Source organism: Syntrophomonas wolfei subsp. methylbutyratica, assembly GCF_001570625.1.
GTDB classification, from domain to species: domain Bacteria; phylum Bacillota; class Syntrophomonadia; order Syntrophomonadales; family Syntrophomonadaceae; genus Syntrophomonas; species Syntrophomonas methylbutyratica.
The window spans coordinates 137,545-157,773 of the sequence record NZ_BBQT01000004.1 but is presented as its reverse complement, the minus strand read 5'-3'; the positions used below and the strand labels follow the sequence as shown (position 1 = coordinate 157,773).

Here is a 20,229-nt window from a genome sequence, read left to right as displayed (position 1 = left end):
ACTCTACAATACTATTATCTTTAACCTTTGCTTCTCAAAATAGAAGACGCCACAATCAATTTTTGCATATCGGCTACCCCTTCAATTTCCGGCCCAATTATGGCATCACGATAGACCCGTTCAATAGTATAATCTCTCATAAGTCCGTAAGAACCGTGCACGTCAACCGCTATACGCGCCGCATCCACCACATTGTCGCCGCAATAAGCCTTAACCAGAGCAGCCTCAGCGGCAAATTTGCCCGGATCTTTTATGTCATTGGCCAGGCAGCCCAGGCGGTAGCACAACCAGCGCGCGGTTTCATACTTGATGGCTAAATCGGCGATTTTAAGCTGAATGGCCTGGAATTTCGCTATGGGTTGGCCCCGGTGGGTTTTTTCCCGGGCATATTTGCTGGCCTCCTCCAGTGCTGCCAGGGTTCCTCCCAGGGCCGCGGTACTGGTGCCAATCTTGCCCAGGGCAATACCCAGCAGTAAAATGGGAAAACCCTGCCCTATTTTGCCCAGCAGGTTATCCGCCGGTACTTTTACATCTTTCATATATACATCCAGTAATTGTCCCCCATGCATGCCTATTTTTTCCCAGGGCTCCGATATGGAGTAGCCTTCGGCCCACTTGTCGAGAATGAAGGCAGTCACTTCCCCGCTTTCCGTCTCGCGGGCAAAAACCACCATGGCTCCAGGATAATTGGCATTGGAAATAAAACGCTTGGTTCCGTTAAGTATATAGAAATCACCCTGTTTTACGGCGGTAGTGGTAATCTGTTTGGGGTCAGAACCGGTTCCCGGTTCGGTAAAAGCGAATGATACGATGTGCTTGGCCTTGCAGCCTGGAATCATGTACTTTTTCTTCTGTTCTTCGGTTCCAAAGGCGGATATGGCCCCCAAACCCAGGGTATGAGCAGCCATGGTCATAGCTACACCGCCGGAAACCTTGGCAATCTGCTCCATAGCCAGGACATAGCCATCATAACCCCCATCGGCTCCGCCGTACTCTTCCGGGAAGGGAATGCCAAAAAGGTCCAGCTCCGCCATTCCGGCTAAAATCTCCTCGGGAATCTTGCTCTCCTCGTCAATCTGTTTGGCTGCGGGAGCTATGCTTTTCTCCGCAAACTCCCGGGCCATCTGTTGAATTAACGACTGCTCCTTGCTTAGATTAAAATCCACAATATACAACCCCCTTATAGCCTTTTTAATATCCTGCCATTTGCTTTTGTTGCTGATTTAGTTTAGATATTAGTCATTGCTTTTAAGTATCGGAAGAAACTACGAAGCAGTTTCAACACACCACTGCAACGAGGCGGGAGATTATTAATCGCCGACTGCTTTGTTAATGGAAACCAGCCACTTAAAGAAGCGGGAAACATTTTCACCTCGTTATAAATAAATAATATCATATCTGAAAAAGACAACAAGAAGAAGATTCCAGCTATTTGAATACAAAACCCGGACAGCAAATGCCCGGGATAATAATTCCTTTTCCTGGGCTTTTTGTCTGCAGAGTAAAACAACGGTTCCTCCTAGTTGCTGTTCTTGTTCAGTTGTTTGTCTATAAGATCCAGAGAATGTTGGAATATTTGGGAAACCTGCGGTTCAACCAGCTGCCTTATATATTTATTAAATTCATGGGCCATTGGAACCAGGTTCTTTTCCGCCAGTTCCTGACCTTTTTCGGTAAGATAAATTTTAAGACTGCGGCGGTCTTCCGGATCTTCCTTTCTCTCCACCAGGTCTTCTCTGACCAAACGATCAATTAACCCGGTAATTGCAGGGCTATCCAATTGGATACGGGTGGCTATGTCTTTCACACTGGTACCCGGATGATCCATGACATCAAATATCACAAAGCTCTGGGCGGCGGTGACCCCGTGTTCAAGACAGCGGTTGTTGTACATGCGGCTTATTTTGCGTGACAGGGCATTCAGGCGAAAACACCAAAAAGTAGTAAAGTCTAACATGCGAAACTCCTTATTCATTATATTTGGCAGATCCGGGAACATATATATTGAGGAAATACGGATTCTGTTAATATTAATTCCTTAATAATTATTATGGGAATAGTGTCTATATTATTAAACTTTATTTATCTACCTGCTGTCAAGGTGCTTTTCTCCCTTATGATGCCACTCAATCCCAATTTTTAGCCAAACCAGGATAACGACCAGGATGTAGGAAAGAGGGAAAACTAGAGCTGCGGTCGTTATCCGTTTCACTAAAAACTCCAAAAAGGCCGGTACCCCATCCACTTTCCCAATGGACAGGGTACCGGCCAAATTATGCCCTTATTATTTCTTCATCCGGTTGGCCAGGAGGCTGATCATCATGTTCTGATTCCTGTTTTCCATTACTATAGCAGCTTCCAAGCTGCCAATATCAATGTTCAGGTTAACCGCTTCCTTGGTAAGCTTCATCGCTAATGGATCCTTCTTAGCTATGGCCTGGGCGATTTCCAGGGCCGTGTCAAATAATTTTTCTTTTTCCACACAACGAGAGGCAAAGCCAAGCTGCATGGCTTCCTCAGCATTCATCCAAGCCCCGGTGTATAGGAATTCATAGGCCCGTCCACTACCGATGATGCGGGGCAGGAAATAGCTGCTGCCCATATCGGCTCCAGCCAATCCAACATTGACATAGGCAGCGGAAAAGCGGGCATCAGGAGAGATCACCCGTATGTCAGAAGCTATGGCAAAGCTGAAACCAGCCCCGGCAGCAGCCCCGTGTACCGCACAAATAATGGGCTGGGGACAATTCCTCATATTTATCTGCAGCTCGCCAATAGGCATCTGCAGGTCATACATAGCTGGAATATCAGCCATTACCTGGGGCTTAATAATATCCGCCACTTCCATACCGGCACAAAAGCCCTTTTCGCCTTCACCTTTCAAAATAACGACCCGGGTCTCAAGATCCCTTTTCAGCTTGAGCCACAGGTCGTTTAATTCGTTCAACATAAGCATATTCATGGCATTATACTTTTCCGGCCGGTTAAGCGACACTAGCAATATTCCTTTTTCCATTTTCTCTGTTTTAATGGTCTGGTAATCGTAATTCATTGTTTAACCCCCTTATACTGTAAGAATCAACTGAAAACTAAAGTCCTGTACCCGGTATCACCTCCCAGTCACCTCACCATCATCAGTCACGAACAAAATCATCCAGTGAAAATCCTTTTTCCCTAAAGAGGGTCAGGCAAGCTTCCACCACCTCGCGGTCGTATAATTTTCCAGCGTTCTGCGCAATCTCCTCCAGGGCATATTGAATACCCAGCGCGGGACGGTAGGGTCTATGCGAGGAAATGGCTTCCACTACATCAGCTACGGAAATAATCCGTGCTTCCAGTAAAATATCCGGCCCCAGCAGTCCGTAAGGATAGCCGGAACCATCCATTTTTTCATGATGCTGCAATATGATCTGGGCTACCGGATAAGGAAAATCTATCGCTTTCAGCATTTCATAAGCATTGAAGGGGTGGGTTTTAATAATATCAAACTCGATAGGACTCAAACGACCCGGCTTGGATAGGAATTCGGCCGGTATGCTGATTTTACCTATATCATGGAGGATGGCAGCAATATGTATTCCCTCGATAATCTCAGCGGGAAGACCCATTTCTTCAGCAATGGCACAGGCCAGCACACTTACTTTTTTCTGGTGTCCCGAGGTATAGGGATCACGCTTTTCCAGCATGGAGGCCAGGCTCTCCACGGTCTGCAGCAGCACATCACGGAGCTTCTTTTCCGCCGCGTGGCGGGCCCTTATATGTTCCCATTCCCGCAAACCCCGCAGGATAAAGTCAGGCAGGCCAGCAAAGGCTTCCGGCGATTTCACCAGATAATCCAAAGCCCCGGCTTTAATGGTTTCTACCGCCAGCTCCTCGTTGCCGTAGCTGGTCATCATAATGATAGGATAGGACGAATGCTCCTTATCCGGAGAAAACAGCTCAATTCCCCGGCCATCAGGAAGCAGCCAATCACAAACTACGATATCGGGTTTCCTCTCCTCCATGTAGATGCGGGCCTCCATCAGGTTGCTGCTGAATCTTAGCATAAAGCGAGACTGGTGGTCTTCGAAGGCTCTTTGAATTAACTCGGTATGTAGTTCGTCATCCTCAACAATAAGAACTGAAATACGTTCTTTCATTTTGCAGCACTCCTTGCTCAAGTATATCGATCGTGAAAAACAGTTCTGCCTGATGTTTAGAATGACTATGCTGTTGTCAAGGTATGTACTTAGGCCTTTTTAACATTGCCGATCAATACTTTTCTCATCTCACCGGGTTCGCATTGCATTTCAGCCAGTAGCGTCCCAGCTTTAGCATCAATTCGTTGAATTGTTGAAAGTCCATGGGCTTGACCAGGAAGCTGTTGGCATAGTAATTGTAGGCCCGGTAAATATCATTCTCCGACTCGGAAGAGGTCAGCACCACGGTGGGAATAATCTTTAATTCCTCCGCTTGCTTGATTTCCTTTAACACTCCCAGACCATCTACCTTGGGCAGGCGCAAATCCAGTAGAATGAGGTTGGGACGGGGATATTTCTCCACCTCGCTATATTCACCCCGACCAAATAGATAGTTCAGGGCTTGTTCCCCATCTGTAACGTGAATAACATGGCTTTTTATCTGCTGTTCTTCCAGGCTGCGCATGATAAGCTCGGCGTGGTCTTCATTGTCTTCCACCAGCAGAATATTTAGCATTGACTCATCCATCATTTATCCCCTTTCTTACTATCAGTAGCGGCAGGCAAGGTAAAATAGAAAGTGCTTCCCTGGCCCGCTCCGGCTGACTCCACCCAGATACGCCCCTGGTGAAGCTCAATAATCCTTTTAACCAGAGCCAATCCAATCCCGGTACCTTCTGTGCTTTGATCTAATTTATCGAAAAGCCCAAAAATCTTTTCCTGGTATTTGGCTTCTATGCCTGAACCATTGTCATTAATAAAAAAGCCGCACTCGCCTTCACCGGAGAAACAGCCTATTTCTATTCGCGGATGGTCATTGGTCCCCATAAACTTGATAGCGTTTTCCAGCAGGTTTTGTACGACTTCGGCTATTCGCCTGCGATCACCTTGTACCCAGGGCATATAAGGAGCTATCACTACCTCCGCCTTTTTCTGGCTGATAGGCCCGGAAAGTAATTCAACCACTTCATGACAGAGCCGGTTCATGGGAAAGTTGCTGTAAGGGTTTAAGATACGGCCGATACGAGAGAGTTCCAGGAGATCTTCCAGCAGTTCCTCCATCTTGCCTGAGGCATTGATAATTCGCTGTATATCTTTTTGCAGGCGAGCGGTTTTACCTTTCTCCAGGTCTTGCAGGAGCAGGCCGGAAAAACCTTTTATAGTGATAAGGGGGCTGCGCAAATCATGCGATACCGTATAGGTGAAGCGCTCCATCTCAGCATTTTTGGCTTCCAGTTCTTTTATCTGTTGCTGAATCGTGGCTTCCGCCTCCTTGCGCTCGCTGATATTTGTATAAAGAACATAGTAGCCCGAATTGGCAATAGGAATCATGGTAACCAATACCGGCAGCAATTCACCGTTTTTCTTTTTTCTCACGCTTTCCCGGCTATTGGCCTGCCCGCTGGAAACCATACTGGACATGAAAGCGGACTCTTCTTTCAGTTCTTCCGGAACCAGCACTTCCTCCAGGATAGAACCCCGGCATTCTTCAATAGTATAGTCAAAAAGTTCAAAAAAACGAGGATTGATATCCAGGATTCTATGCACAGGATCACAGAGAACGACGGCATCCAGGGTATTGTAGAAGAGCGCCTGCAGGTTGGTGCTTTGGCGATAAATCTCTTCCTCCGCCCTCCGCCGCTCACTGAGGTCGCGGATGGCCGCTGCCCTGACTTCACGATCCTGGTAGATAAAACTCCGGCCTTGAATCTCTACCGGAACCCTGCTCCCATCCTGACGCAAGGCCACGGCTTCGTAAGAATCCTTACTGCCACTCATCATCTGGCTTTTAACTATTTCCCGGGCTTCCGGCGCGGTAAAACTCATAACATCAAGCCCAATAAGCTCTTCCCGGCTGTAGCCAAACAGCTCTACTGCAGCCTGGTTGGCTTCTATGCAAATCCCGTTCTCGGAAATGATAATCCCCTCAAAACTGGCTTCGGACAAAGCCTTGAAGCGGGCTTCGCTCTCTTGCAGTATCTTTCGCGCCTCTACCTGTTCGCTTATATCCCAGGCCGCCAGCAAAATATGCCCGTCCGGCAACGCTACACTATGTATATTAAAAAAGCGCCTTTCCCCATCCCGGCGGCGCAAAACGATCTTTCCCTTGGAGTATCCTGTTTCTTTCAAGTTCCGGTTCCAGGCTTTCATGATTTCCCGGCGCTTGGGCATATCCGCCAGTACTTTCTCTTCCCAAACCAGGCTGGAACTGACTTCTTCCCGGCTATAGCCAGTATATTTTATAAAACGCGGATTAACATAGAGGGTTTTCCCCTCCGGGTTGACCAGGGCAGTTGCTACCGGGTTATTCTCCAGCATAAGCTGCAAGGACTCCTTTTGCCTTAATAAATCAACTTCCATAGCCTTGCGTTCATTGATATCAAAAGCCGAGACTATTACCGCCGGCTCTCCCTCGATGCTGATATTTTTGGCCTTAATATGTGCCCAGAAGCTGTTCCCCTGCTTCCCCAGCAGTAGCAGTTCATAACTATCCTGCACCTCTTCCCCACGCTGTCGGGCCCATCCCCTTTGCCGCAACAAATCACTGTAATCCGGGTGGGCTATATCCCAAAAATTCATGGAATAGAGCTCCTCCAGGCTATATCCCGAATTCTTCTGCAGGGTTGGGTTTATATAAGCAAATTTGCTTCCTCTTATGACCGCAATCATAATATCAGTGTTTTCATTTAATTCAATCATTAATGGCAATAAGTTGTTTTCTATCATACTTTCGTCCTTATTTTGACATATTTCCATCTTTTACTTGAGTATAACATAGGCATTTTTTCCTGTATAGGTCTGGATCACGCATTATTAAACAGGAGATAACACCATCTTTTAAGCATCGCAAGAAACTGCGGAGCAGTTTCAACACAGCGCTGCAACGAGGCGGGAGATTAGAACCCGCCGCCTGTTTTGCTAATAGGCGACCGCTTAGGGGGGAACATATTTCACCTCTATACCTGACTCGTTGCCTTGAGGTAAAAATAATTTTTGGCTTTGGGGAAAGGGTGTAACGGGAATGGTTCTCTATTTATAACTGTACCGCCTGGCGGCTGCGCAGTTTGTTGATAGCTGTCTCCAATCCCTCCACCGTCAAGCTTTCCATGGGGAAAATCTCGGCGATCTTGCTAATGGTAAAGGTCCCCTCCATCCAGTTCCAATAGTTTTTGGGGATAGGATTCAGCCATACCGAATATTCAAAATGCTGGCGCATGCGTCTAAGCCAATCAATTCCGGGCTTATCATTGTAGAGGCCCCACTCTATAATGCCCCCAACCCGCATCAGTTCATAGGAAGACATGCTGGCATCACCCACAATAATAAGACGATAATCACTATCATAAGTTTTTAAAACATATTCCGTTTCCGTATAATCAGTCAAACTACACCTGGGACCGTGGTAAAGCCAATCATAAATGCAGTTATGAAAGTAAAATATTTTTAAGTCTTTAAAATGATTGGAGCGGTTAACTGCGGTAAACAGCTGGTTGCACAGGCGGCTATAAGAAACCATGGAGCCTCCTGAATCCATCAACAATAACACCTTTATCCCATTCTCACGCGGTCTTTCCCAAACCAATTCCAGCCTTCCCGCATTATTGCAGGTCTTGTCGATGGTTCCATCCAAATCCAGTTCAGTCCGGGCTCCGTCCAGGCGGGTAGTAAACTGCCTGAGCTTCCTCAAGGCTACTTGAAACTGGCGAACTCCCAGGGTTTCATCGGTGCGAAACTCCTGGTATTTTCTCATCCCTGCTACCTTAACGGCGGAAAGGCTGCGGGTATTGCCTCCGATGCGTATGCCTCCGGGATGATAGCCGGAATGACCAAAGGGAGAAGTGCCCCCGGTACCTATCCAGCGATTGCCCCCATGATGTTCCTCATTTTGCTCCGCCAGTCTTTCCTCCAGCATTCGTTTAAGTTCATCCAGATCCAACTGCTGGTGATTGGCCTTCATGGCTTCAGTTACTTCCATCTCCGGTAATTCCTTGTCCAGCCATTCCCAGATTTTTTCCGGCAGGCCTTCCGGAGTTTCAATATCACCGAAGAAGCTGGCAAATGCCTGATCAAAGCGGTCATAGTGGGCTTCGGTTTTAACCAGAACCGCCCGGCAGAGATAATAAAAGCCGGTAAGGCTGGAGCCAGCCATACCAGCTTCCAGAGCCTCCAATAATAATTGCCACTCGTTGAATGAAACCGGAATACCGAAATCTTTAAGGGTATAATAAAATTTCGTGAACATAATAAACCTCACTTCCCGGGCAAACTGTATAAATGCTTAATAAGAAAATAAGATTGATGTCACTGCAAAAAGTTATAAATATGCATTAGCTTGCATAAATATACCGCTCGCAGTCTTCGCATGGGCAACACCTGCGGCTTGTCTCGTGGCTCAAGGGGTGCCGCGCTGATCTCCCATCCTGGTCGGCAACCTTAATAGTGACACCCGCAGGGTGGAACACCAGGAGTACCCGCAGGGTGAAGCGCTCTCGCGACGTCCTGTCGCTCGCCCCCTTTCGCCTGCTCGCCTTCGCCGGTGCAACCTTAATAGTGACATCCGAAGGATGGAACATCAGGAGTACCCGCAGGGTGCTGCATCCATGCTTCGCCAACGCTCGCTTTGTATATTTATGCAACCCTCATGCAACAAAAGGGGTTTTTGCAGTAGAGTCAAGATTTAGTAAGTTTAACAGTAGTTTAGCGATGGTTTAACCAATGTTTAACTACCGCTTAACCATTGTTCATCAGCGATAGCGGTTAAAGCTGCCCTTGGCATTCTGTACCCTGCTCTGGGCTTTGCCATGCAACTGGTTTAATATAATATCCAGGTCTTCGTTTTTCTTGAGCAGCACCCCCAGAAAGGGCAAATCCTGTTTTATCTTGTTGGGGCTGATACCACCGATAACCAGGGCCTGCAGCCAGTCGATAAGCTCACTGGTACTGGGACGCTTTTGCAGATTGGGGATATTCCTCAACATGTAAAATGTCTCCATAGCCTGTTCCAGCAGGCGTTTTTCCAGGCGGGGGTGGTGCACGGCCACAATCTTTTCCATGCCTTCCGGATCGGGAAAAGCAATATAATGAAAAATGCAACGGCGCAAAAAAGCATCCGGCAGTTCCTTCTCGGCGTTACTGGTAATTATAACGATGGGACGGTTAGCTGCGGTAATGATTTCCCTGGTTTCGGGAATATAAAAACTCATCTGATCCAGCTCCCAGAGCAAATCGTTGGGGAACTCCAGATCAGCCTTGTCAATTTCATCTATAAGCAAAACCACCGGTTCGGATGCCAGGAATGCCTCCCCCAGTTTCCCTAATTTTATATACTTCTTTATGTCAGCTACATCGCTTTCCCCAAACTGGCTGTCATAGAGACGTTGTACCGTATCATATACATAGAGTCCTTCCTGGGCCTTGGTTGTTGATTTTATGTTCCAGATTATTAGCTTTAGCCCCAGCGAATCAGCAATACTTTGGGCCAGCATGGTTTTGCCGGTGCCGGGCTCCCCTTTTATCAAGAGGGGCTTCTGCAGGGCTATAGCAATATTAACACTATTTCTTAACTCATCCGAAACTATGTAATCTGATGAGCCTTTATAATCAACCGCTTTCCTGGCCATATTTATGATTCCTCCAATTACGTGAATTTTTTCCCATGATCAACTCAAATACTAGCAGAAATAGAATTACCCGTCAACGAACCGCAACAAGCAGAAGCAGCCAAATTTCTTCCCTTTAAATCATGCTTAATAATAAAGTCATGGTTTACCCAAAAAGTAATGAGTATAATTATGTTTGCATAAATATACCGCTATTTTAACTCCCTCTACCCATAAAGCAAAGCAGCATTTTTCCCGGCCAGGTAGCCGGTAGAAAAGGCTGCTTGCAGGTTGAACCCCCCGGTATAGCCATCAATATCCAGGATCTCTCCCGCAAAGAATAAAGCTTTTACCAGTCTCGATTGCATAGTACGAGGGTCTACCTCCTTGACATCCACACCGCCGGCAGTAACGATAGCCTCATCAATCGGGCGGGTCGCCACCACTGTCAGTTCGAATTCTTTTAAGAGCTGCAGCAATTTTTTTCTCTCCTGCCGGCTTACCTGGTTGCTTGCTTTCTGAGGATCAATTCCACTGAGTCGAACCATTAACGGGATAAGCTTGCGCGGCAGGAGATCGTCCAGCGAATTTCTAAATTGGCGGCGGGAATATAGGGCCAAATCCCTTTGCAAACGCTGATCCAATGTTTCCTCGTTCAAAGCCGGCTTAAGGTCCAGAACCAGCCTCACCTTCTCCTGCTGGAAAAGCTCTTCAGCTATATCCCGGCTCATACTTAATATTATAGGCCCGGAAACCCCAAAGTGGGTGAAGAGCATCTCCCCAAAATCCTCATTTATCTTTTTACCCTTACTGCTCCAGGCTGTGGCCCGCACATTTCTCAGGCTTAAACCCTGTAATTCACTAACCCAGCTTTCTTCGACCACCAGAGGAACCAGGCCGGGTCGAGGTTCAATTATGTGATGGCCCGCAGCCGCAGCCCACCTATAGCCATCGCCGGTGGAACCGGTACGGGGATAGGACATTCCGCCAGTGGCTATAATTACAGCATCAGCCAGTACCTTTCCCTTCTGGGTCTGAACTCCAATTGCCTTTCCATCCTGAAACAGCAGCGCTTTTACCCCCTGTGACTTATTAACATCAACCCCCAGCCGCTCCAGATTCTCGTATAGAACCCGGACCACATCACTGGCTTTATCGCTTTGCGGGAACACCCGCTGGCCTCTTTCTATCTTGCAGTCCAGGCCATGTTCTTGAAAAAAGCATATCAAGTCCAGGTTGGAAAAAGCATTGAGAGCCGTAAAGAGGAATTGGCCGTTACGGGCATAACCCGCAATAAAACGCTCAATGTCTTCTTCCGCTGAAGTCAAGTTGCATCTTCCCTTGCCGGTAATCGAGAGTTTCATCCCTACCCTCGATTGCTTCTCCAGCAAGAAGACCCGAGCACCATATTTCGCAGCAACTGCTGCTGCCATCATTCCGGCGGCTCCCCCTCCCACTGCCAGAACCTGTTTCAAAGCAGAACCCCCTAACCTTCAAATTTATATCATGGGGTGTGTAGGGAACGCCCTCACCCCTTGAATCGCCTTGTTTATGTTTTTCCCATCTGTTACAATTCATTTATGAGTACACTATGTACAAGCCATTAGGCGATTGGAGGTATATGAATATTGGAAAAACCAGCATCCTCAAGTTTCCCCAAGACTATCCTTGTTATTATTGTTTTAATACTTGGATCTATGTATTATTACGCAGCATATGTTGATTCTCCGGAAGCGGAGAGAACCGTAAAAGAGTTTTACAGCGCTTACTTTAGCCGCGATTTCGAGTCTGTATCCCAGAATCTTAGCGTTTTCTGGTCGGTACGCTTACTTCCTCAATATGCAAATCTTAGCCCGGTTCAATTATTAGAAAAAAGAGATGATATCGAAAAAGCAACCAGTCAGACTATCGCCGAAAAGGAATCCCAAAACCAGATTCCCGAAAATATTTCCATTGATATTATGCCCGATTATACTCAAGAAGGCAGCAATAGTGCTATAGTAGTCTACAGCTTCCAGGAGAATGGGAAGTCTTCCTGTATGGAACTAGCCATTCTGATTAAGGAAAAAGGCCGTTTTAGAATATTTGCCCTAACCCCAGTAGCTCCCCAGGATTTGCCCCAGATAAAACAGGAGAGTATTAAGGAACTGGATGATAGTTTTAAGAACCTTTTAAGCAGTAGTTAATGGTCTGCACTAACAAGAGCTCAGTCAAAGACTGAGCTCTGCCATATTCCCGTCACTGTATTCTTATTATAACCCCTGGCTGGGGCCTAAAATGGAATTCCCCGGTACTTTACAACCGCTGCCCATAACCGTTCCCGGACGGACAATAGTGCCAGACCCTATCTTGCACTGCCGGCCTATGGTACAGTCCTTTAGGACAGAAGCTGGACCAATATCGCTTTGCTCCCAAATTACAGTATCCTTGATTATTGTACCGGAACCAATACGGCAACCCCGCCCTATCACTATGTGACCTTGAAACTTAACCTCATCCCCCAACTCAACACCCTCACCCAATAGAACTCGCGACTGCCCATTGCCCTCCTCCTGGACGATCCCGCCTGGTTCCATCGCCACCCGTCCCTGTAGTACATCTACATGAGCCTGCCGGTATGTCTCGATATTACCCACATCACACCAGTAATCTTGAACGGAAACAGCATAAAAAGGCGCTCCCATTTCGACCAGTCGGGGAAAAAGCTGGCTACCGAAATCGTAGAATTGAGCAGCCGGGATATATTTAAATATTTCCGGTTCAAAAACATATATTCCCGTATTAGCCTGGTGGCTAAAGGCCTCTTTCCGGGCCGGCTTTTCCTGAAATTTGCTTATTCTGCCATCCCCTGCAGTTAATACCACGCCGAACTGTTCAACATTCACCACCTCTTTTAATGCTATGGTGGCCAGAGCGCCTCTCTTGCGGTGTTGGGCCAAGAGTTCGCTGAGGTTCATATCGGTCAAGGCATCTCCACTTATTACCACAAAAGTCTCATCCAGAAACCATTCGCATTTTTTAACCCCGCCAGCGGTTCCCAGAAGTTTCTCTTCGGGCGAATAAAGCAGCTTTAAACCAAAGTCGTGGCCATCGTCAAAATGTCCGCTGATAGACTCTCCCTGATGATGAAGATTAGCAATTACCTCTTTAAAATGGTGACGACCCAGAAGTTCCACGATATTTTCCATCAAGGGCCGGTTAGCCATAGGAACCATGGGTTTGGGTGTATCTTTAGTAAGCGGCATAAGCCTGGAACCAACACCTGCCGCCATTATCATTGCTTTCATTTCATTCTCTCCAAACACTATATTGCCGTTTATTTACTCTAATAATGAATTATGACTCTACTGCAAAAAACCCTTTTTGTTGCATGGGGTTGCATAAATATGCAAAGCGAGCGTTGGCGAAGCATGGATGCTACACCCGGCGAAGACGAGCAGGCGAAAGGGGGCGAGCGACAGGATGTCGCGAGAGCGCCACCTCCCATGGACGGGAGATTGGCGCGGTACCCCTTGAGCCGCGAGACAAGCCGTTGGTGTTGCCCATGCGTAGACTGCGAGCGGAATATTTATGCAAGCTAATGCATAATTATTACTTTTTGCAGTGGAATCAATTATATTATTAGTTGCGCTTAGACCCCTCACAGTTCTTCCCCTTACTTTTTTAATATAGCACAAAAAACATAGGCCATAAAATAAGAATAGGACTCCCCTTAGAAGTCCTAAACTATTTTTGGCCTCGTACAATAATCAATTAGCAAATAGTTAAGGTGAGTATTAATCTCCCCGGTAATGAATTGAAAACGATTATATTCCATCGTATTTTCCTGGCACCTTAACTCCCTAATAGTATGCTGTAACTGTTCGATACCCCTGATCATTCTTTCCCTGTCATCTATCATAATATAAAAAGCCAGTTCACTCAGTTCTTCATAGATTTGCCTCATGGCATTCTTATCATTGCAAGAATCATCCAGATGATTAACCAGTGAGAGTATCGCCCGGTAACAGTTTTTTACCGGGCTGTAATTGTTCATTTGCTTCCCCTTCTCCCAGTCTTTTTTCTACATCTTGCTATACTTTACACATATTGCAATCGATGCCATTATTACCAATGCAGCACCATTTAACATTTTAATTTAGCCATCTACATCAGTCAATCATTTTTTAGGGGAAAAAAGGAATTAATTTCGACATTAATTTTTATATTAAGCGTTTTGAAAAAGTACTAGCTTATTCAAGTCATTTGTTTTTTAAATAGCAAGTAATTAATACTATCGACTATAGCCTGCCAGGAGGCTTCAATTATATTCTCGGAAACACCTACCGTACTCCACTTGCTCTTCTGGTCGGCGGACTCGATAAGCACCCGAACCCGGGCAGCCGTACCTTCATTACCGTTTAAGACCCGCACTTTATAATCGCTCAGGTGCATCTCGCCTATTTCCGGATAAACCTCGGTAATAGCCTTACGCAAAGAATTATCCAGAGCATTGACCGGTCCATCGCCCTCTGCCGCAGTGTGGAAAGTCTTCTCGCCAATAGTCAGCTTGACCATGGCTTCGGCAGTTATGGGGGAGTCTTCATTCTTTTCAATTATGAGTTTAAGATTCTTAAGTTGAAAGAAATCGTCATACTGCCCAAAAGCCTTGCGCAGGAAGAGCTCCAACGAGGCATCGGCACCTTCAAACTGCAGTCCCTGGCTTTCCAGTTCTTTAATCTGTTTTATCACCCGGCGGGTTTCATGGTCGTAATTGTTTATATCAATATCCAGCTCCCGGGCCTTGTAAAGCAGGTTGGATAAGCCGGACAGTTCGGAAACCAGAACTCGCCGGTAGTTTCCTACTTCCTCGGGATCAATGTGTTCATAGGTCAGAGAGTCCTTTAATAGAGCATTAACATGTATTCCGCCTTTATGGGCAAAAGCTCCATAACCTACAAAAGGCTGGTTGTTATGATGAGGCATATTGGCTATTTCACTAATATAATGAGAGACTTCCGCCAATCGCTTCAAATACCCGGGAGGAAGCACCCTTTTATCCATCTTTAACTCCAGATTGGGAATGATGGAACAAAGATCAGCATTGCCGCACCTCTCCCCGTAACCGTTAATGGTTCCCTGGACCTGAGAACATCCCTCTTTTACCGCTATAAGGGAATTACCAACTGCCGAAGCTGAATCGTTATGGGCATGAATTCCTAAGGGTACCCGAGAATATTTCTGTACTTCTTTAATTATTTCCTCTATTTCCCAGGGTAAGGTTCCACCATTGGTGTCGCAAAGAACCAGATATCCGGCACCAGCTTCCGCGGCCGCTTGTAAAACCTGCAAGGCGTAATCCGCATTATTCTTATAGCCGTCAAAGAAATGCTCAGCATCAAAAAACACTTCCATCCCCTGCTCTTTCAGATAGGAAATGCTTTCTCTGATCATATTCAGGTTTTCTTCGAGAGTAGTTTCGAGAGCCCGCAGAACATGAAAATCCCAGGTCTTACCAAAGATAGTGACCGTAGCAACACCCGCCTGTTGCAGGGCTTGGAGATTGGCATCCTGCTTGACCCCAATCCCGGGTTTGCGGGTGGAGCCGAAAGCGGTAATACGCGCATGCTTTAAGTCCAAATTCCTTACCTGGCTGAAGAATTCCAGGTCTTTGGGATTGCTTCCCGGCCAACCGCCTTCAATATAAGCAATACCTAAATAATCAAGTTTTTCTACTATCTTGAGTTTATCATCCAGGGAAAACGATAGCCCTTCTCCCTGGGCACCATCACGCAGGGTTGTATCATAAATTAATACATCCAACTCTTTATTCCCAACTGGCCTGCCTCCTTAATTGTGTTCTAAATAAACGCTTAACTGGATAAACATCCTTAAAGAATCCTAATCCTGGCTGCCACCAAATCACCTATTTCTTCCGTATTCAGTAAGGTCTTGCCTTCTTCCATCAAATCGGGGGTGCGGTAGCCCTCCTCCATTACTGTTCTAACGGTCTGCTCTATTAAGCGGGCTTCTTCCTCCAGGTTAAAAGAATAGCGCAGCATCATGGCTGCCGAAAGAATAGTGGCCAGCGGGTTGGCCTTTTTTTGCCCGGCTATATCCGGGGCGCTGCCGTGGGAGGGCTCATAGAGGCCTACTTCTCCGCCAATAGAAGCACTGGGCAACATACCAATGGAACCGGTCAGCATTGATGCTTCATCAGTTAGTATGTCGCCAAACATGTTCTCCGTAACAATAACGTCAAACTGGCGCGGGTTCCTAATCAGTTGCATGGAGCAATTGTCCACATACATATGGCTGGTCTCCACATCGGGATAATCCCGGGCCAGTTCATTAACCGTTTCTCTCCACAATCGGGATGATTCTAAAACATTGGCTTTGTCTACCGAGCATAGTTTTTTCCCCCGCTTGCGGGCCACCTCGTAAGCCAAGCGAACAATCCGCTCAATCTCAAAAGTGGAGTAACTTAGAATATCTGTAGCCTTCTGTCCTCCACCCGGGGTTTGCTCCCTCTTTTTCTCCCCGAAATACACCCCTCCGGTTAGTTCTCGAATTACCATGATGTCTACACCATCGATAACCTCTTCTTTGAGGGTGGAGGCATGCAACAAACCGGGAAACAGTACGCTGGGGCGAAGGTTGGCGAAAAGCCCCAGTTCTTTTCGCAGGGGCAGGAGAGCTCCCACTTCGGGACGCAGCTGTACCGGGAGTTCATCCCATTTAGGCCCGCCGATGGCCCCCAGCAACACGGCATCAGAGTTGCGGCAGATATCCAGGGTTTCCGCCGGCAGGGGATGCCCCACCGCATCATAAGCCGCCCCGCCTATCAAGGCTTCACTAAACGCAAACTCATGTCCAAAGCGCAGGGCTATGGCCTGCAGTGCTTTAACCGCTTCCGGTACGATTTCCACCCCTATGCCATCTCCGGGCAATACCGCTATCTTATACATTAACTCCATCCTTCCATTGCTTTTAGGTTGAATAAGGGACAAGGGGACGGTCCCCTTGTCCCCCTCCTCACTTGCCTATTTTCCCTTCACATAGTTGATAAGGCCGCCTTTAGCCATAATCCCCTGCATGAATTCGGGGAAGGGCATGGCCTGAAAATCCTCGCCGCTGCTCAGGTTTTTAATATGCCCGTTTTCCAGCTCAATTTCCACTTCATCTCCCGCTTTTATTCCCTCTGCCGCCGCCTCACATTCCAGTATGGGAAGCCCGATGTTTATAGCGTTGCGATAGAAGATGCGGGCAAAGGAACTGGCAATTACGCAGGATACCCCGGCTCCCTTTATAGCTATGGGCGCATGCTCGCGGGAACTGCCGCAGCCGAAGTTTTTGTCGGCCACAATGATATCGCCGGGTTTTACCTTCTGGGGAAAATCAGGATCAGCATCCTCCATACAATGCAGGGCCAGCTCCCGGGGATCAAAAGTATTCAGGTAGCGTGCCGGGATTATGGCATCAGTGTCTATATCGGCGCCAAACTTGTGAACCTTGCCGCTATATTTCATAATGAAAACCCCTTTCCGGTTCTAGCTCCCAGGGAGCAGTGATTCTGCCCTTAACAGCACTGGCCGCTGCTACCGCCGGGCTAGCCAGGTAGACTTCACTCTCCGGGTGGCCCATGCGCCCGACAAAATTACGATTGGTGGTAGCCAGGGCTTTTTCCCCCCGGGCCAGAATTCCCATATGCCCGCCCAGGCAGGGTCCACAGGTAGGAGTGCTGACAACGGCACCGGCTTCTATGAAGGTCTCAATATAGCCCCGGCGCAGGGCTTCCAGGTAAATCTCCCGGGTTCCGGGGAAAATAATCACTCTGATCTCCGGGTGTACCTTTTGCCCTTTCAATAAGGAAGCGGTAATTTCCAAATCTTCAATCCGGCCATTGGTGCAGGAACCTATAACTACCTGATCCAGGCTCACATGAGTGGCCTCGGTGACCGGACGGGTGTTCTCCGGCAGGTGGGGGAAAGCCACCACCGGTTCCAGCTGAGATACATCGTATTCTTTGATATCGAAATATACGGCATCCGGGTCGGATTGGTAAAGTTCAAAAGGCCGCTTGGCCCGCTTTTTAACATAGTCCAAGGTAATCTCATCAGCTGCGAAGATACCATTCTTGCCGCCGGCTTCTATGGCCATATTGGCCATGGTAAAGCGATTATCTATAGAGAGATTCTCTATTACCTCGCCGGTGAATTCCATAGACATGTAACGGGCGCCATCAACTCCGATATCACCAATGGTTTGCAGTATGAGGTCTTTTCCTCCTACCCAGCGGGGCAGGCGGCCATAATAGACAAACTTAATACTCTCGGGAACCTTAAACCAGGCTTCCCCGGTTGCCATTCCCGCCGCCATGTCGGTAGAACCCACCCCGGTAGCGAAGGCTCCCAGAGCTCCATAGGTACAGGTATGGGAATCAGCCCCGATAACCAGGTCACCTGGAACTACCAGACCCTGTTCGGGCAAGAGGCAATGCTCTATTCCCATCTGGCCGATTTCAAAGTAGTTTTCTATCTCATACTGGCGGGCAAAATCCCGTAGTATTTTACACTGTTCCGCTGACTTTATGTCCTTGTTGGGAGTAAAATGATCGGGAACCAGTACCACCCGGCTCTGATCGAAGACCTTATCTATACCCAATTTCTTAAATTCTGCGATAGCTACCGGGGCGGTTACATCATTCCCCAGGACCAAGTCCAGCTGGCAATTTATTAGTTCCCCGGGCTCCAGCATTTCACGCCCGGCATGCCTGGCCAGGATCTTTTGACTGATGGTCATTCCCATGTTTTACACATCCTTTATGCAAATAATCAAGCCATAGCCCGGTGCTTTTCATAGTAATACTTATTGATAGCGTTTATATATGATTTTACACTGGCTTCAATAATATCGGTGCTGAGGCCCCGGCCATTGTATATCTTGCCATCTATCTCAATACGGGATATTACCTCTCCCAGGGCGTCCTTGCCACTGCTGACCGCGTTTATTTTAAACTCATGCATCTTGCCATAAATGTCCGTTATCTTATCTACCGCATGGCAAGCGGCATCAACTGGTCCATCGCCGGTGGACGCGGCCTCAAAAACCATTTTTTCTATAGCCAGTTTAACCGTAGCTGTAGGTACAATAGTGGTCCCGCTGCAAATCTGCAGGTAATTAAGGGTAAACCTTTCGGGAATAGCCCAGACCTTGTCTTTTACCAGGGCTTCCAGGTCATCGTTGGTAACCTCTTTTTTCTTATCGGCCAATTCCTTGAAACCTATAAAGGCCTTTTCCAGTTCCTCATCTCCCAGTTGGTAACCCAATTCTTCCAGCCGTTCTTTAAAGGCATGCCTTCCTGAATGCTTGCCCAATACCAGGTTGCTGCTGCTTATGCCAATCAATTCCGGGCTCATTATCTCGTAGGTGGAACGCTCTTTCAAGACCCCATCTTGATGGATACCGGATTCGTGCAGAAAAGCATTCTTGCCCACTATGGCTTTGTTGGCCTGCACTTCCATCCCGGTGAGACTGCTGACCAAACGGCTGCTACGGTATATCTCACTGTAATTTATGTTGATTTCCTTGTCATAAAAAGCTTGGCGGGTGTAAAGGGCCATTATGATTTCTTCCAGGGAGGCATTGCCGGCTCTCTCGCCAATACCGTTAACGGCGCATTCCACCTGTCTGGCTCCATTAGAGATAGCGGCCAGGGAATTGGCCACCGCCATGCCCAGGTCATTGTGGCAGTGAACGCTGACAATAGCCCGGTCTATATTGGGAACCCGCTCCATTACTGAGCGGATAAAGTGGCCGTATTCTTCCGGAACCGCATAACCTACCGTGTCGGGAAGGTTGACTACCCCGGCTCCGGCTTCGATTACGGCTTCAATCACCCGGGCCAAAAAGTCCAGGTCGCTGCGGGAGGCATCTTCCGCGGAAAACTCTACATCGCTGCAAAACCTGCGGGCATATTTAACTGCTTCCACCGCCTGCAGCAAAACCTCTTCGCGGGATTTTTGCAGCTTGTGTTTAAGATGTATATCCGAAGTAGCCAAAAAGGTGTGAATCCGGGGAGATTCGGCCCCTTTAACTGCCTCCCAGCTACGGTCGATATCGCCGCGGGTGGCCCGGCATAAACCAGCAATAACCGGCCCTTTAATATTTTCCGCTATTCTTTTTACCGCCGCAAAGTCACCGGGAGAGGCAATAGGGAAACCGGCTTCGATTACATCTACCCCCAGGCGGGCCAATTGCCCGGCAATTTCCAGCTTTTCTTCCACATTGAGGCTAACCCCGGGAGATTGCTCTCCATCCCTCAAGGTGGTATCGAAAAGATATATCCTCTTTTTATCTCCCATACACAACCCCTCCATATTTGCACTAACCCCTGCCCAGGGGCCACAGACGAAAAGCAAATCCGCATTCCGCCCTCCGCTTTCCGTCTTCCGCCTTCCGCCTTCCGCCTT

At 47.6% G+C, this 20,229-nt stretch carries 18 protein-coding genes; 1 reads left to right on the top strand and 17 read right to left on the bottom strand.

The window, feature by feature from the left end; all coding sequences use genetic code 11:
• Positions 1-20: 20 nt before the first annotated feature.
• The 10 genes from AWB54_RS05160 to AWB54_RS05110 all read right to left on the bottom strand — a co-directional run bounded on the left by AWB54_RS05160 (position 21) and on the right by AWB54_RS05110 (position 11,253).
• A complete protein-coding gene (locus AWB54_RS05160; protein WP_061213547.1) occupies positions 21-1,166 on the bottom strand; it encodes an acyl-CoA dehydrogenase family protein in 1,146 nt (381 codons plus the stop codon).
• A gap of 353 nt (positions 1,167-1,519) precedes the next feature.
• Positions 1,520-1,957 (bottom strand): MarR family winged helix-turn-helix transcriptional regulator, encoded by a 438-nt coding sequence (locus AWB54_RS05150; protein WP_061213545.1) that lies wholly within the window; start codon positions 1,955-1,957, stop codon positions 1,520-1,522.
• Between the two features lie 129 nt (positions 1,958-2,086).
• Positions 2,087-2,272 carry a hypothetical protein gene (locus AWB54_RS15875; RefSeq protein ID WP_061213544.1) on the bottom strand — a complete coding sequence of 62 codons (186 nt, stop codon included), beginning with the start codon at positions 2,270-2,272 and terminating at the stop codon, positions 2,087-2,089.
• 12 nt (positions 2,273-2,284) lie between these two features.
• Positions 2,285-3,052 (bottom strand): enoyl-CoA hydratase/isomerase family protein, encoded by a 768-nt coding sequence (locus AWB54_RS05140; protein WP_061213543.1) that lies wholly within the window; start codon positions 3,050-3,052, stop codon positions 2,285-2,287.
• An 82-nt stretch (positions 3,053-3,134) separates the two neighbouring features.
• Positions 3,135-4,139: an HD-GYP domain-containing protein gene (locus tag AWB54_RS05135; RefSeq protein WP_061213542.1), complete on the bottom strand. Its 1,005-nt coding sequence runs from the start codon at positions 4,137-4,139 to the stop codon at positions 3,135-3,137.
• Positions 4,140-4,263: 124 nt separating this feature from the next.
• Positions 4,264-4,710: a response regulator gene (locus tag AWB54_RS05130; protein ID WP_201785609.1), complete on the bottom strand. Its 447-nt coding sequence runs from the start codon at positions 4,708-4,710 to the stop codon at positions 4,264-4,266.
• Entirely contained in the window at positions 4,707-6,905 is a 2,199-nt protein-coding gene (locus tag AWB54_RS05125; RefSeq protein WP_160328909.1) for a PAS domain-containing sensor histidine kinase, read from the bottom strand. Before AWB54_RS05125 ends, AWB54_RS05130 begins: the two co-directional genes overlap by 4 nt.
• 307 nt (positions 6,906-7,212) lie before the next feature.
• Complete coding sequence (locus AWB54_RS05120; RefSeq protein WP_061213539.1) at positions 7,213-8,421, bottom strand: vWA domain-containing protein; 1,209 nt, start codon at positions 8,419-8,421, stop codon at positions 7,213-7,215.
• Positions 8,422-8,923: 502 nt separating this feature from the next.
• Entirely contained in the window at positions 8,924-9,799 is an 876-nt protein-coding gene (locus AWB54_RS05115) for an AAA family ATPase (RefSeq protein ID WP_061213538.1), read from the bottom strand.
• A 206-nt stretch (positions 9,800-10,005) separates the two neighbouring features.
• On the bottom strand, positions 10,006-11,253 hold the full coding sequence (locus AWB54_RS05110; RefSeq protein WP_082736030.1) for a BaiN/RdsA family NAD(P)/FAD-dependent oxidoreductase: 1,248 nt from the start codon (positions 11,251-11,253) through the stop codon (positions 10,006-10,008).
• A 153-nt stretch (positions 11,254-11,406) separates the two neighbouring features.
• Between AWB54_RS05110 and AWB54_RS05105 the strand changes: the two genes are divergently transcribed.
• Positions 11,407-11,964 (top strand): hypothetical protein, encoded by a 558-nt coding sequence (locus tag AWB54_RS05105; protein WP_061213537.1) that lies wholly within the window; start codon positions 11,407-11,409, stop codon positions 11,962-11,964.
• 66 nt (positions 11,965-12,030) lie between these two features.
• On the opposite strand, the gene AWB54_RS05100 is transcribed toward AWB54_RS05105, so the two are convergent.
• From AWB54_RS05100 to AWB54_RS05070, 7 genes are all read right to left on the bottom strand, one after another.
• A complete protein-coding gene (locus AWB54_RS05100; protein ID WP_061213536.1) occupies positions 12,031-13,065 on the bottom strand; it encodes a sugar phosphate nucleotidyltransferase in 1,035 nt (344 codons plus the stop codon).
• Between the two features lie 434 nt (positions 13,066-13,499).
• On the bottom strand, positions 13,500-13,814 hold the full coding sequence (locus tag AWB54_RS05095; protein ID WP_061213535.1) for a hypothetical protein: 315 nt from the start codon (positions 13,812-13,814) through the stop codon (positions 13,500-13,502).
• A gap of 200 nt (positions 13,815-14,014) precedes the next feature.
• Positions 14,015-15,580 (bottom strand): citramalate synthase, encoded by a 1,566-nt coding sequence (gene cimA / locus AWB54_RS05090; protein WP_061213534.1) that lies wholly within the window; start codon positions 15,578-15,580, stop codon positions 14,015-14,017.
• Between the two features lie 68 nt (positions 15,581-15,648).
• Positions 15,649-16,725, bottom strand: a complete 1,077-nt coding sequence (gene leuB, locus AWB54_RS05085; protein ID WP_061213605.1) for a 3-isopropylmalate dehydrogenase — start codon at positions 16,723-16,725, stop codon at positions 15,649-15,651.
• A 75-nt stretch (positions 16,726-16,800) separates the two neighbouring features.
• Positions 16,801-17,286, bottom strand: coding sequence for a 3-isopropylmalate dehydratase small subunit (leuD, locus tag AWB54_RS05080; protein WP_061213533.1), 486 nt, complete (start codon positions 17,284-17,286; stop codon positions 16,801-16,803).
• A complete protein-coding gene (gene leuC, locus AWB54_RS05075) occupies positions 17,276-18,565 on the bottom strand; it encodes a 3-isopropylmalate dehydratase large subunit (RefSeq protein WP_061213532.1) in 1,290 nt (429 codons plus the stop codon). Before leuC ends, leuD begins: the two co-directional genes overlap by 11 nt.
• 26 nt (positions 18,566-18,591) lie before the next feature.
• Entirely contained in the window at positions 18,592-20,121 is a 1,530-nt protein-coding gene (locus AWB54_RS05070; RefSeq protein ID WP_061213531.1) for a 2-isopropylmalate synthase, read from the bottom strand.
• Positions 20,122-20,229 lie beyond the last annotated feature (108 nt).